This window comes from Altererythrobacter sp. Root672, from assembly GCF_001427865.1.
Lineage (GTDB): Bacteria > Pseudomonadota > Alphaproteobacteria > Sphingomonadales > Sphingomonadaceae > Croceibacterium_A.
In genome coordinates, this window is record NZ_LMHH01000002.1 from 167,040 (window position 1) to 180,364 (window position 13,325).

General features: G+C 65.1%; 14 protein-coding genes. 7 read left to right on the forward strand and 7 right to left on the reverse strand.

Features of this window, described 5'->3' with window-relative positions:
* Positions 1-54 precede the first annotated feature (54 nt).
* A complete protein-coding gene (galE, locus tag ASD76_RS12055; RefSeq protein WP_055923309.1) occupies positions 55-1,062 on the reverse strand; it encodes a UDP-glucose 4-epimerase GalE in 1,008 nt (335 codons plus the stop codon).
* Positions 1,063-1,127: 65 nt separating this feature from the next.
* On the opposite strand from galE, the gene ASD76_RS12060 reads away from it, so the two are divergent.
* The 3 genes from ASD76_RS12060 to ASD76_RS12070 all read left to right on the forward strand — a co-directional run bounded on the left by ASD76_RS12060 (position 1,128) and on the right by ASD76_RS12070 (position 3,881).
* A complete protein-coding gene (locus tag ASD76_RS12060) occupies positions 1,128-1,781 on the forward strand; it encodes a hypothetical protein (RefSeq protein WP_055923310.1) in 654 nt (217 codons plus the stop codon).
* On the forward strand, positions 1,778-2,905 hold the full coding sequence (locus ASD76_RS12065; protein WP_055923311.1) for a M14-type cytosolic carboxypeptidase: 1,128 nt from the start codon (positions 1,778-1,780) through the stop codon (positions 2,903-2,905). The genes ASD76_RS12060 and ASD76_RS12065 overlap by 4 nt, the downstream gene beginning before the upstream one ends.
* Before the next feature lie 574 nt (positions 2,906-3,479).
* Positions 3,480-3,881: an acyl-CoA thioesterase gene (locus ASD76_RS12070; protein ID WP_055923312.1), complete on the forward strand. Its 402-nt coding sequence runs from the start codon at positions 3,480-3,482 to the stop codon at positions 3,879-3,881.
* 1 nt (position 3,882) lies between these two features.
* Here the strand turns inward: ASD76_RS12070 and ASD76_RS12075 are convergent, their stop codons facing one another.
* Together ASD76_RS12075 and ASD76_RS12080 are read right to left on the reverse strand one after the other, a co-directional pair.
* Positions 3,883-4,287, reverse strand: a complete 405-nt coding sequence (locus ASD76_RS12075) for a hypothetical protein (RefSeq protein WP_055923313.1) — start codon at positions 4,285-4,287, stop codon at positions 3,883-3,885.
* 122 nt (positions 4,288-4,409) lie between these two features.
* On the reverse strand, positions 4,410-4,811 hold the full coding sequence (locus ASD76_RS12080; RefSeq protein ID WP_055923314.1) for a hypothetical protein: 402 nt from the start codon (positions 4,809-4,811) through the stop codon (positions 4,410-4,412).
* A gap of 242 nt (positions 4,812-5,053) precedes the next feature.
* Between ASD76_RS12080 and ASD76_RS12085 the strand changes: the two genes are divergently transcribed.
* Together ASD76_RS12085 and ASD76_RS12090 are read left to right on the forward strand one after the other, a co-directional pair.
* Positions 5,054-6,181: an aminotransferase class V-fold PLP-dependent enzyme gene (locus ASD76_RS12085; protein WP_055924213.1), complete on the forward strand. Its 1,128-nt coding sequence runs from the start codon at positions 5,054-5,056 to the stop codon at positions 6,179-6,181.
* Positions 6,182-6,270: 89 nt separating this feature from the next.
* Positions 6,271-7,074 carry a lipid II flippase Amj family protein gene (locus tag ASD76_RS12090; protein WP_055924216.1) on the forward strand — a complete coding sequence of 268 codons (804 nt, stop codon included), beginning with the start codon at positions 6,271-6,273 and terminating at the stop codon, positions 7,072-7,074.
* Positions 7,075-7,080: 6 nt separating this feature from the next.
* Here the strand turns inward: ASD76_RS12090 and ASD76_RS12095 are convergent, their stop codons facing one another.
* Positions 7,081-7,962 (reverse strand): hypothetical protein, encoded by an 882-nt coding sequence (locus tag ASD76_RS12095; RefSeq protein WP_156457701.1) that lies wholly within the window; start codon positions 7,960-7,962, stop codon positions 7,081-7,083.
* A gap of 2 nt (positions 7,963-7,964) precedes the next feature.
* The gene (locus ASD76_RS12100; protein ID WP_055923316.1) at positions 7,965-9,233 is read right to left on the reverse strand and encodes a Rieske 2Fe-2S domain-containing protein; all 1,269 of its coding nucleotides are present in this window, start codon (positions 9,231-9,233) and stop codon (positions 7,965-7,967) included.
* A 171-nt stretch (positions 9,234-9,404) separates the two neighbouring features.
* Here ASD76_RS12100 and ASD76_RS12105 point away from each other — a divergent pair, with 171 nt between their 5' ends.
* The gene (locus tag ASD76_RS12105) at positions 9,405-9,776 is read left to right on the forward strand and encodes a hypothetical protein (RefSeq protein WP_156457702.1); all 372 of its coding nucleotides are present in this window, start codon (positions 9,405-9,407) and stop codon (positions 9,774-9,776) included.
* Between the two features lie 146 nt (positions 9,777-9,922).
* On the opposite strand, the gene ASD76_RS12110 is transcribed toward ASD76_RS12105, so the two are convergent.
* Together ASD76_RS12110 and ASD76_RS12115 are read right to left on the reverse strand one after the other, a co-directional pair.
* Entirely contained in the window at positions 9,923-10,621 is a 699-nt protein-coding gene (locus ASD76_RS12110; RefSeq protein ID WP_055923317.1) for a glycoside hydrolase family 25 protein, read from the reverse strand.
* Between the two features lie 291 nt (positions 10,622-10,912).
* Entirely contained in the window at positions 10,913-11,395 is a 483-nt protein-coding gene (locus tag ASD76_RS12115) for a UPF0262 family protein (protein WP_055923318.1), read from the reverse strand.
* Positions 11,396-11,655: 260 nt separating this feature from the next.
* Between ASD76_RS12115 and ASD76_RS12120 the strand changes: the two genes are divergently transcribed.
* Positions 11,656-13,164 carry a replicative DNA helicase gene (locus ASD76_RS12120; RefSeq protein WP_055923319.1) on the forward strand — a complete coding sequence of 503 codons (1,509 nt, stop codon included), beginning with the start codon at positions 11,656-11,658 and terminating at the stop codon, positions 13,162-13,164.
* The last annotated feature ends 161 nt before the right edge of the window (positions 13,165-13,325 follow it).

Below are 13,325 nucleotides of genomic sequence, written 5' to 3' on the forward strand. Positions count from 1 at the left end.
ACACCCCCGATGCCGGAATTCGTGGCCGCGCCCTATGCTCGGCGCCGCTTCAAGTCAAGCTGGACCGCGCAATTCCGAAAGGCGCCGTTCCCAGGCGAGCGCATGCCTGACGATTTCATCGAGATCGGCGTGCTTCGGCTGCCACGGCAAGGTCGCCTTGATCCTTGTCGGGTCCGAAATAAGCGAATCCGGATCGCCCGCCCGGCGGGGCGAGAGCACTCGCTCGATCGTGCGGTTAGTCACCCGATCAACCGCATCGAGCACCTCGAAGACCGAGAAGCCCCGGCCATAGCCGCAGTTCATGGTCATCGAGCGCCCCGGCTCGGCGATCAGCGCCTCGAGCGCCAGGACGTGGGCCGCGGCCAAGTCGCTGACGTGGATGTAGTCGCGCACGCCGGTGCCGTCGGGGGTGTCGTAGTCGGTACCGAAGACCTGGACGTTGTCGCGCTGACCCTGGGCAGCCTGGACCGCGACCTTGATCAGGTGAGTCGCGCCCACGGTCGATTGTCCGCTTCGCACTTTTGGATCCGCGCCCGCGACGTTGAAGTAGCGCAGTGCACAGAAGTTGATGGGATGCGCCGCCGCAGTATCGGCCAGCATCCGTTCGGTCATCAGCTTGGACCAACCGTAGGGATTGATCGGCTCTTTCGGCGAGTCTTCCGACACCGGCGAGTCCTTGGGAATCCCGTATGTCGCAGCAGTGCTGGAGAAGATGAAATGCGGCACGCCCGCTTTCACCGCAGCCTCTAGCAGCGCCCGGCTCTTCACGGTGTTGTTGTGGTAGTACTTGAGCGGGTTCTCGACCGATTCAGGCACGATGATCGAGCCGGCGAAATGCATCACCGCCTTGATGCCCTGCTCGGCGAAGATGCGCGCCAGCAGCTCGCCGTCTTCGATGTCGCCTTCGTAGAACGCGGCTTCATCCGGGATCGCGAAGCGGAACCCCGTGGTGAGATTGTCGATCACGGTGACCGGCCAGCCATTGTCGAGCAGAGCGAGGACAGCGTGGCTGCCGATATATCCGGCGCCGCCGGTGACGAGTACTGGAACAGGGCTGGTCATCAGTCCGCGGGCTACGTAGCATCGCGTCAAGGCGCAATCGTTTTTGCAAGGGGAGGACCCGCACAATGGCTGCAACTGCTTGGCACTTCGCGCGTTTGGGCTTCATGAAGACCGCCCCCGGCCTCCTCGCCCCCGCTCTCGCCGTGGCCCTTGTCGCGACGCTTGGCGCCTGCACCACCTCATTCGTCTCCCCGGTCGAAGTCACCCGCTTCACCGGCAGTGAGCCACATCTTCTCGGCCGAGGAGAGATCGTGGTCCGCGCGGCACCGGGTCAGGATTCCGCCTCGCTGGAAAACCGCGTGTTCGAGGACGCGGTCGCCGCGGAGCTTACCCGGCTCGGCTACACCGTGGTCAAGGGCGACGCCCCGCAAGTGGCCGAAGTCCGGGTCGAGCGGTTCGTGATGCAGGCCTCGGGCCACTCGCCGGTCAGCGTGGGCGTCGGCGCGGCGAGCGGGAGCGCGGTCAATCCCAGGCACGGCGGAGTCGGTGCGGCTGTCGGCATCGACCTCACCCCGCGCCCGTCGGATCAGGTCGTCACTCAAATGCGCGTCATGATTAAGCCGGCCGGCGGCGGCGACGCTTTGTGGGAAGGCGGCGCACAGTTCAACGCCACCGCCAACAGCAACTACGGCAGCGTGGATGCTGCCGCCGGTCGCCTGGCCGGGGCGCTGTTCGGTGGCTTCCCCGGACAGTCTGGAGAGACTATCCGGGTGCGATGAACATCCACATCGACGCCGCGTTCGATAGCGGCAACATCGAAGTCCTCGAGATCTCCGGCAGCCAGGCCCGGCTGCGCATCCGGCACGATCACGAGTCCGAATTCTACCAGTGGTTCCACTTCCGCGTCGCCGGTGCGGCAGGACAGGAACTCGAGCTGAAGATCGGCGACCTCAACGCCTCGGCCTATCCGCTGGGCTGGCGTGGCTACCGCGCCTGCGCGTCGGAAGACCGCAGCTACTGGGCCCGCGCGGAAACGAGCTTCGACAAGAGTGAGGACGGCGGCACCCTGACCATCCGCCACACGCCCGATAGCGACATCGCCTGGTTCGCCTACTTCGCGCCCTATTCGCTCGAACGGCACCACGACCTTATCGCCGAAGCCGCTGCAAGCGAGGGCGTGGCCTATCGCTGCCTCGGACACAGCCTCGACGGGCGTCCGATCGACTGCCTGGAGATGGGCGAAGGTTCGATTCCCGTGTGGCTCATCGCCCGCCAGCATCCGGGCGAGAGCATGGCCGAATGGTTGATGGAAGGCGCGCTGGAGGCGCTATGCGATCCGGCCGATCCGGTGGCGCGCGTGCTGCGGCAGAAGTGCCGCTTGTACGTCGTGCCCAACTGCAATCCCGACGGTTCGACCCGCGGCCACCTGCGCACCAATGCCGCCGGGGTGAACCTCAACCGCGAATGGCATGAGCCGACGCCCGAGCGTTCGCCCGAAGTCCTGGCCATCCGCAACGCGATGGACGCGAGCGGGGTGCGCTTCGTGATGGACGTCCACGGCGACGAGGCGATTGCCGCGAATTTCCTCGCCGGGTTCGAGGGTATCCCTTCGTGGACCGACGATCTGGGCGGGCAATACTCGCGCTATCGTTCGATCCTCGAACGGCGGAGTCCTGACTTCCAGACCGCCAAGGGCTACCCGGTGGCCGGGGCCGGCAAAGCCAACCTGTCGATGAGCACCAACCAGCTCGCTGAACGCTTCGGCGCCTGCGCGATGACGCTGGAGATGCCGTTCAAGGACAACGACGACTTGCCCGATCCTGAGCAAGGGTGGAGCCCGGAGCGGTCGAAGCTGCTGGCGCGGGATTGCCTGGCTTCGTTGGTGGAGTGGTTGGAAGGGTAGCGACAATATCCTCCCCGAGCTTGTCTCGGGGAGGTGGCAGCCCTAAGGGCTGACGGAGGGGTAGGCGGAAGAACGCAAGAGCCCCTCCACCATTCGCTTCGCGAACGGTCCCCCTCCCCGAGCTAGCTCGGGGAGGATCTTGAGTTCCAGACATGCAAGAACACCCGCTGGCGAGCGCGGGCCTAACGCCAGAGGCAAAAACGCGGACGGGCAAAGGCCGGCGCGTCCTGGGCGTCACAGGATTGCCTTGCGCTAGCATATGGCGAACGGCGGCGAGGGCTGCGACCAAAACTCGCTGCTCGGCCCTGTCGGATAGGAGGCACTGGCGGTTAGGGCTCGCAAGTCCCGCCAACGGTTTTCACATCCTCGTATCCTACGGACACCCTCTGACGATGTCGAAGGGCGCCGGCCTTAGCTGCGGGAGTGAAAGCGAAGCGCTACACGCTCCCGCACCCGTCGCTTGTCAGGTGTCAACTGACGGCGGGGTCTATAACCTATTTGGTTATTGATGTCAAGAAATATCGCCAAAACATCCCACTTCCCGCCGACCTTCCTTCATGTTACTTACACAACTGTGAACAGCGTATCCCCCTACCTGCATCCGATCGAGATCGGCCCCGCGGACATCGACTTCATGGGGCACGTCAACAACGCCAGCTACCTGACGTGGGTGCAGGACGCGGTGATCGGCCACTGGCGGTCGCGCGCTCCGGCTGAGGCGGTGGCCCGGCACTTGTGGGTCGCGCTCAAGCACGAGATCACTTACCGGCGCCCGACTTTCCTCGGCGATACCGTGGTGGCGCAAGTCCTGCTCGAAAAAGTCCAGGGCGCACGGGCGTTCTACGAAACGCTGATCCGCCGCGGCGAGGAAGTCGTCGCTGAAGTCCGTTCGAGCTGGTGCTGCCTCGACGCCGAGACCCGCCGCCCGACGCGCCCCGCGCGCGAGGTGATCGAGAGCTTTCTCTCCGGGAAATAGGTTACTGGCGGACGCCGGTGACCGGAATCTTGCCGAACTGGCCGGTGTCGACTTCACCCGTCAGCTTGTCGCCTTCGACATTGCCCACGTAGGAAAACTGCATCTCGCCCTGCGGCGTGGTCAGCTTGCGCTTGAACGAGAATGTCGTCCCGTCGACCACGACATCGCTGATCGCCCCAGGCGGTGACGGCGGCGCTGGCGGAGCGCCTTCGAGCGGCACGTCCTTGATGTCGACCTGGTAGCCCTCCCCTACCTCGGTGACGGTGAGTGTCGATTTGAAAGTCCCGAAGTCCGTCACGGACTCGGTGGCCCAGGTGCCAACCACTGGCGAATCCGCGGCCATGGCAGGAGCCGCGACGAGCAAGGCTGCAACGGCAAACGGGGCGAAATGGATTGTCCTCAGCATCGAGCATCCCTCCAACGACAGGAGCCGCCCCATACCGGCCAGCGCTTTTGTACCGCAGCTTATGCCGCGCGACAAAAGCTATCTGGCCGGTCGGAGCTACAGATGCCCTAAGGCCTGTTGCCTTACTTACGCGAGCCGGTGATCGCGATCGGACCGAAGTCCGAGCCGACCTCGCCCGACAGCTTATCGCCGTCGACCGTGCCGGTGTAGGTGAGGTTCATCGCGCCCTGCGGCGTGGTCAGCGCGCGCTTGAAAGTGAACTTCGACCCATCGACCACGACGTCCGAAATCTTGCTTTCCATCGGCGGGGCATCGGCCGGAGCGCCCGGCATCGGGCCGTCCTTGATCGCCACGGCATAGGCGCCGCCAGCCTGCGAGAAGGTCATCTCGGCTTCGATCTTCTGGCCCTGCACGTCGACCGCGGTGGCCCAGGTGCCGAGCACCGGCGAAGACTGCGCCAGGGCCGGCGCGGCAATCAGCGAAGCAGTCGCAGCGATCGCCGCGAAACGTAGTGACTTGAACATCGATTACCCCTCCATCGTCAGGCGTCGTTCCGCCTCGGCGATTTTTGTATCGCAGAGCGTGGGGGGCGACAACGTCCTTCGACAAGGTTCCTTCGACAAGCTCAGGACGAACGGAGGAAGGAAGGCCACCACCCCTCCCCCGTTCGTGGTGAGCTTGTCGAACCACGGATCCAGCGCAGCGCCCGGATAAATTTGACTGCCGCGCAAATCGGGTGAATCGGGCTCGGCAGAAGGAGAACCCCATGCCTGCGCTGCGCAACGACGTCGATCCCAACGGCCTGCTCGAATATTCGGTGGTCTTCACCGACCGCTCGCTCAACCACATGAGTCTGGCCTTCCAGCAGGTCATGCGTGAGATCCACGGGACGCTGTGCGAGGTCTACGGCGCGCACCGGGCGGTCGTGGTGCCGGGCGGCGGGACCTATGCGATGGAATCGGTCGCGCGCCAGTTCGCCACCGGCAAGAAGGCGCTGGTGATCCGCAACGGCTTCTTCTCCTATCGCTGGACGCAGATTTTCGAGGCTGGCTCGATCCCCTCCGAAGAGATCGTGCTGAAGGCCCGCCGTCAGGGTGACGGCCCACAGGCTCCGTTCGCTCCGGCGCCGATCGAGGAAGTGGTCGAACGCATCCGCACCGACCGCCCGGAGATGATCTTCGCCCCTCACGTCGAGACGGCCTCGGGCATGATCCTGCCCGACGACTACATCCGCGAGGTGGCCAGCGCCGCGCATGAAGTCGGCGCGCTGTTCGTGCTCGACTGCATCGCCTCGGGCACCGTCTGGGTCGACATGAAGGACACCGGCGTCGACATCCTCATCTCCGCCCCGCAGAAGGGCTGGTCCGCCCCACCCTCGGCCGGCCTGGTGATGATGACCGAGGCCGCGCTCGAACGCTGCAAGGCTGCGCAGACCACCAGCTTCGCGATGGACCTCAACAAGTGGAACGCGATCATGGAGGCCTACCTCGGCGGCGGCCACGCCTACCACGCGACCATGCCGACCGACGCGCTGCGGGCGTTCCATAAGTCGATGCTGGAGACCAAGGCGCTCGGCTTCGACACGCTCAAGGCCGCGCAGTGGGAGCAGGGCAATGCCGTGCGCCGCATGCTCGAACAGCGCGGGGTCCGCTCGGTAGCTGCCGAGGGCTTCCAGGCGCCCGGCGTGGTGGTCAGCTACACCGAGGATCCCGAGATCCAGAACGGCAAGAAGTTCGCCGCCCAGGGCCTGCAGATCGCCGCGGGCGTGCCGCTGATGGTTGACGAGGGCGCGGACTACAAGAGCTTCCGCCTGGGCCTGTTCGGGCTCGACAAGCTCAAGGACGTGCCGGGTAGCCTGGGACGCCTGTCGGACGCGTTCGACGCGGTGCTGTAGACTGGGGCAACCCGCCTTAACCGAGAGGGGATAGCTCGTCGCGCTCGCTGGCGGGCCGTCCCTCGCTCGACTAATCAGGTGCCGTGAACATAGACCCCCAGCTCCTCGTCATCTGCCTGCTGACGGCCGGCATCAACCTCATCGGCACGCTGGCCTACGCCGCGCGTATCGCGGGCGTGCGCACGCGGCGGATCGCGATGAGCTTTGCGCTGTTCAACATCCTCGTCCTGATCTCGCGCATGTCGAACAGCTTCCTCGGGCCGTTCCTGGCCAAGCGGATCGAGACGCAGATTTCCAACGACAGCGGCGAAGCTCTGCTCGGCGATTTCCGGTTGGTGCTGATGTCGGCTTCGATCGCGGTGTTCGTCGGTATCCTGCTGGTGCCGACCTCGCAGCGGCTGTTCGCGCGCGCCATCGGCTATTTCCAGGAGCACCGCTCGACCACCCGCATGTTGATGCGCAGCGCGACGCCGGCCGGGATGCGAACGATCCGCGATTCGCTCGCCATGCCGCGTCCCAAGCAGCTGCGCGAACTCGCTCTGCCGCGGGGCGTGGGTTGGGGCGTGCTGCTGGCCAATTGCCTAGCCCAGGCGCTGCTGACCGTCGGCGTACTGGCCTCGCTCTACGCCGGCTACCTGAACCCCGAGTTCCGGGTTACCGCCTCGCAGCTTTCGGCGGTAATCAACGGGTTCGCGACGATCCTGCTGTTCGCGCTGATCGATCCCCAGCTCTCGGTAATGACCGATGACGTCGTCGAAGGCCGGGTCAGCGAGCCGCTGTTCCGCCGCACGATCGTATGGATCTCGTTCAGCCGCCTGGTCGGTACCGTGCTCGCCCAAGCGCTGTTCGTTCCTTCGGCGATGGCGGTTGCATGGGTGGCGAATTACGTCTGAGGCGGCTCAGTTCACTGGCGGCGGAGCTTCGTCCAGGGGTGGCCGCACGATGAACCAACCATCACCCAGCATCGTATCGAGCCCGGCGGCGGCCGAAGGGTCGCGCAAGTAGTCGAACAGCTCGTCGAAATCGCTGCGGCGGTCTCCTGCCATGGCGATGATGCAGACCGACCTGTTCGCGTCGTCTCGCAACACCTGTTTGCGTTGCTCCCCGTTCCGGATGAGCAGGAGCGGATCCTTCCCGGCAGGGTCGAGACCCGAACTGCGCAGGGCCTCACCGATCGGGGTGACCCGGTTTGCGTCAGCTGCGGAGACCCACATCACCACGACCCCCTCGGCGCGAAGCTGCGCCAGCCCCTCGGCAAGACCGGCGACAGGTTGAGCCGAAGGGCTTGGCGAAAATGCCGATGTGCCCTGATCGAGGTCCAGGATCACCGCTGGGGTGGAGCTTCTACATGGGAGTCGGTCCGGCCGTTCGAGCCGCGAGCCGGTAACGAGTAGGGCGGATTCCACCGGCTCGGGGCCACCAAGCACGCGGCTCTTGCCAAGCGCATAGTCAACAAAAGCCCGCCACTCGTCGATGTCCGAAAGTTGAGTAGCGACGGTCACAGAGGAACGAGTTGGAACAAGGGCCGCTGGAGCCACAAGAGCCGCCTGAGGTGTGGGCTGCGATACGAGCTGAGGGGCGGGCTCGTCCGTCTCAACTACCACCGCTACGGACTGCTCCTCGGGACGCCGATCCTTCCTGCTGTTGGTCGCGACCATGGTGCCCGCGGCCAGCATCGGCACGACCACAGCCGCCGCGCAGCCTCCCAGGACACCGGACAACGCCAGCACGACGCCGGCCGCCCCGATGCGCGAGCGATTGGACCCTCCGAAGTGCCGCACGCCTACTCCGCCGCTTCCTGCAGTTCGTAAGGATCGACCTCGCGCCAGTCCGCCTCGCGCGGAAAGGCGAAGCTGACCGCGCGGATGGCGGTGTAGTCGATGTCGTCCCCGGCGAAGGACAATTCGCCCGTGTCACGATGCCGCCTCACCGCTTCGAGCAGGAGCTTGCGGGCGCGGTAGATCACCCTGTCGCAAGTGCCGAGGTATTCCTGGCTGCGATCGACGATCGGGCCCATCGATTCCTGCACCGCGAAGTCCTCGTAGGCATTCCCGCGCCCGGTAATGCCGGACCAGTGGCCATCCTTCATCGCCTGCCGGTCCTGGTGCCAGAGGTTGGAGGCATCGCCCATGTCCGAGTTGAAGTGATCGGGATCGCCCGACCACATGCCGAAGGCACCGAACAGGTTCGGGTTGAGCGGCGCGTCGGTGTCGTAGGCGATGTACCATTGCGCGGTGGTCACGTCGTCGACCGGGATCGAGCAGCACACGATCCTGGCCCCTTGCGGCGCCGAAGGGATGAACGAGAAGAACGGCAAGGCCACCTCGCGCACGCGGGCGTAGCTGCGCGCAGCCCCTTCCTCGCGGATCGCGCCTTCGCGGAAGCCGTAGGGGCGTTCGTCGAACTCGAACACCGGCGCGCCATCGTTGAGCAGGTAGTCGCTCTCGGCCTTGAAATAGTCGCGCCCTCGGTCGGAATTGAGGTTGGCCGAATGAAGGAAGGTGACGTGCGCGGAATCGAGCAGCGCCTCCAGGCCTTGCAGCCAATTGGTGCGGATGATCCCGCGATAGGGCTGCACGTGGTCTTCGGGCAGATTGGTGAACTCGTAGTCGGGAAAGCGCGGCGGGCTGTCCTGCCGACCCATGTAGACCCAGACGAGACCGCCGGCCTCATGGGTCGGATGGCTGCGCACTGGGACACTTTCGGCAAACCGCTCGCGCTGGGTCCGCGGTTCGGTCGGCGCGTCGACGCACTTGCCTTCGACGCTGAACTTCCAGCCATGGAACACGCACCTGAGGCCGTTGCCTTCGTTGCGGGCGAGCGCCAGGCTGGCGCAGCGGTGGGGGCAGGCATCCTGCATGAAGCCGACGCGACCGTCAGTGGCGCGGAAGACGACGAAGTTCTCTCCGAACAGGCGAACCCGCTCGGGCGCGCCATCGGCTTCGAGCTTCGCGGAACGGCAAGCGGGGACCCAGTATTCCCGCAACATCGTGCCCATCGCGGTGCCGGGCCCGACGCGGGTCAGCAACTCGTTGTCGGCCGAAATCATCATCGCCAACGTCCTCTTCCCATGCGCCGCGTTTCAGCCGGCGCCGTTCGCGGTCTTGCACCACTTTAGCACGAGTGCGCCGTGGCGGAAGAACCCTGCAGGTACGCTTGTCGCGAAGGGCGCTCCCGCGTATTGTTGCGAATAGCAGAGGGTCAAAATTCGAAGGGGGCAGTAATGCAGACAAGCATACGCGGTGCGAAGGCATTCGTGGCGGCTCTGGCTATCGCCGCGACCATTCCCGGAACAGCCTGGGCAGCATCCGACGGCAAGAACCGCAAGGTCGTCGTCGAGAACTACACCAGCGTTACGCTGCGCGAGTTATACGCTTCACCGGTTTCCTCCGACACCTGGGAAGAAGACTTGCTCGGCCAGCGGACCCTGGCGCCGGGCGAAACGATCGAGGCTGACATCGACAACGGCAGCGACGAGTGTTTCTACGACCTCAAGGCAGTGCTAAGCAACGAGAAGACCGTCGAAAAGCGCAACGTCAACGTCTGCGAAGTGAGCGCCTGGACGATCGGCGATTCGGGTAATTCGATCCGCTGATACACTAACCAGATCCTCCCCGAGCTTGTCTCGGGGCGGTGGCGCGCGCTGCAAGCGCGTGACGGAGGGGCAGGCGGAAGAACGCGAGAGCCCCTCCACCATCCGCTTCGCGGACGGTCCCCCTCCCCGAGCAAGCTCGAGGAGGATTAGGGTTGCAGGACAACCCAGCGAAACGGCGTCGAACCCGCTTCGGTCCGCAGCGAGGAGTTAGCCGTCCACAAGGTCCACGGCCGCCCGGCGTAGTCGGGTTGCATCCAGTCGCGCTCCAGCCACAGGCCGCGCTCCAGCCGCGCGGCGATGTGGTAGTGATCTTCGAACTCCGGCCCGATCTTGAGCACGGCCGGCTGGCCGGTATGCGCTTCAACCTGGTTGAGGAAGGTCGTCAGCTCGCTTTCGACACCGGCCTCGCTCACGGGATCGTGGCACCCTTCGGTCAGGCTCGAGAGCGAAATGACCGGCGGCAGCAGCGCGGCATCGCGCGGGACGATGGTGACGAAGTTCGCCGCCTGGCGGTCCGCCGGCACGCAGGGATCATAAGTATGGACCGCGCCGAACCGCAGCCCGGTCCCGCGCACTTCGCGCAAGTTGCGGGCGAAGGCCGGATCGCGCGAGGTGTCGCCGCTGCTGGCTTCGAGATAGGCGAAATCGGCGCCGATCGCGCGCAAGGCCTTGAAATCGGTCTCGCCATCTTCGGCACCGACGATCACGCCCTGGACCGGAAACTCGCTGCGCGTGGGGGCCCAATGGCGGGCGACCCACCACGTCCAGGCGCTGCCGACCAATGCCGCCAGCACCACCGTCGCGGCCACACGGCCGCGCCAACCAATTGCGCGCTTCCTCCCCATTGAACTGACCTAAGGGTCAGGCCCCATGCCCAGCGCCTTCGAGGCGGTAGAATGGCGAACATATCGGACGGAAAGGGCCGCCGGAAAGGCTGGATGCCTTTCCAAGGTCGTTTCCGTCCGAGATGGAAGCCATTCTGCCGTCCCTTCGGGATTTGATCAAAATGGCCCATTGCCGCGTCAGGAAACCTTGAAATATCGACATATTACTGCGGCTTCCTTCCTTGCACTGAGCCATTTTGATTCAAACCTCGAACGCGCTGGGCATGGGGCCTGACCCTGGGCCCCGCCTCCTCAGGCCTTGATATGGAGGACGCAGATCAGCGTAAAGAGGCGGCGTGCCGTGGCGAAGTCGGTTTCGACTTTTCCTTCGAGCGCTTCGAGCAACTGACGCGTGGCGCGGTCGTGAATCGCGCGGCGCGCCATGTCGACCGTCTCGATCTCGCTCGCCGAGGCCTTGCGCAGCGCCCGGTAGTACGAATCGCAAATCGCGAAGTATTCCCGCACCTCGCGCCGGAAGCGCGCCAGCCCGAGCCCGATCCCGCCTGCATCGGTCCCTTCGTGGTCGCGCAAGGTCATGGTCAGGCGCCCTTCGGCGATGGTCAGCTTTAACGACCACGGGCCCTCGAAGCCGTTCCCCGCCGCAAGAATCGGTCTGAAGCGGTTGTCCGCCTCGAGATCGCGCATCGCCACCTCGCGCTCCTGCTCGACATCGGAGCTGCGCTTGAGAATCGTAGCTTCGTCGAGCTCGATATGGGCGATACGGTCATCGGACACCGGGCGTCTTTCGCAGATGCAGCAGGGATTGGGCAAGGCCTTGATCCTCCCCGAGCTTGCTCGGGGAGGGGGACCGCCGACGAAGTCGGTGGTGGAGGGGCACTGTGCTGTTCCGCCTCCCCCTCCGTCACGCGCTTTCAGCGCGCGCCACCTCCCCGAGACAAGCTCGGGGAGGATTTGTGTCGCGGCCCGCCGGCTTGTGCCCGCTATCCACATGATGGGCTCTTGCCGCGAGACAGGGCTCGGCGCATCTGAGCCCCATGGCCAGCACCACCGTTCTCGATCACCCTGCCGCAGAAGTCGCATCCGGACGGGCGTTACCCGCGAACCTGGAAGCCGAATCGGCCTTCCTCGGCGCGGTCCTGATCGACAATCGGGTGCTGGAAGAGCTGCCGGTCACCGTGCGGCCGGAACACTTCTTCGAGCCGCTGCACGGCCGGATCTTCGAACGAATCCTCGTTCTCGCCGACCGGCAGATGGTCGTCACCCCGGTAACGCTGAAGCCCTACTTCGAAGCCGATCCGGCGGTGATTGAGCTGGGGGGCACGGGCTATCTCGCCCGGCTGACCGCCGACGGCCACGGCCTGCTCGCCCCGCGCGAGCTGGCGCAGCAGATCTACGACCTGGCGTTGTTGCGCGAACTGGTCACTGTCGGCCGCGAACTCGTCGAAGGCGCGCTCGACACGTCCGAAGAAGTCGAGCCCATGCGGCAGATCGAACTGGCAGAAGCTTCGCTGTTCCGCGTCGCCGAAGGCGCCTCTGGCGCCAGCGAAGCCGAGAGCTTCCGCGGCGCTACGGGCAAGGCGCTCGAAATGATCGAGACCGCGATCAATTCGGGCGGCCACGTCTCGGGCAAGACCACCGGCCTGTCCTCGATCAACGAGAAGTGCGGCGGCCTCCACGATTCCGACCTTATCATCCTCGCCGGACGCCCGGGCATGGGCAAGACCTCGCTCGCCACCAACATCGCCTTCAATTGCGCCGACCGCTGGCTGCGCGACCAGCGCGACGGGATCGAGAAATCGGTCGGATCGGCAGTGGCCTTCTTCAGCCTCGAAATGTCCTGCGACCAGCTTGCCACGCGTATCCTGGCCGAACAGGCCGGCATCCCCAGCGAAGCGCTTCGCATGGGCAAGATCAGCCGCGACGATTTCCAGCAGCTAAGCTACGCCAGCCAGCGCCTGGCCGAACTGCCGCTGTTCATCGACGACACCCCGGCGCTCACCATCGGCGCGCTGCGCACCCGCGCGCGGCGGCTCAAGCGTCGGCACGATATCGGTCTGATCGTGGTCGACTACCTGCAGCTTCTCCAGGGCAGCGGGCGCAGCACGGACAACCGCGTCAACGAAATCTCCGAGATCAGCCGCGGCCTCAAGACCCTGGCCAAGGAACTACAAGTTCCGGTGATCGCGCTCTCGCAGCTCAGCCGTGCGGTCGAACAGCGCGAAGACAAGCGTCCGATGCTGTCCGACTTGCGTGAATCGGGCTCGATCGAACAGGACGCCGACATGGTCTGGTTCGTGTTCCGCGAGGATTACTACGTCGCCTCGCGCGAACCGAAAGTCCCGGTCGGCGATGACGACATGAAGGCGCACGAGGCCCACGCCGCGTGGCAGGCCGACATGGAGCGGGTCTATGGCCTGGCTGAACTGATCATCGCCAAGCAGCGCCACGGCTCCACCGGCAAAGTGCGCATGCGCTTCGAGCCGAAGATCACCAAGTTCTCCGACCTCGCTGATGGCGAGTATCGGGGTGAAGATCTGGAGTGAGGCTGAGCGTTCGCGCTTCTGCACACCTACTGATCCGTTCGTCCTGAGCCTGTGGTTCGACAAGCTCACCATGATCGGACCCCATTCCCGTTCGTCCTGAGCTTGTCGAAGGACGCTGGCGCGGCGCTAACGTGGTTCGACAAGCTCACCACGAACGGGGC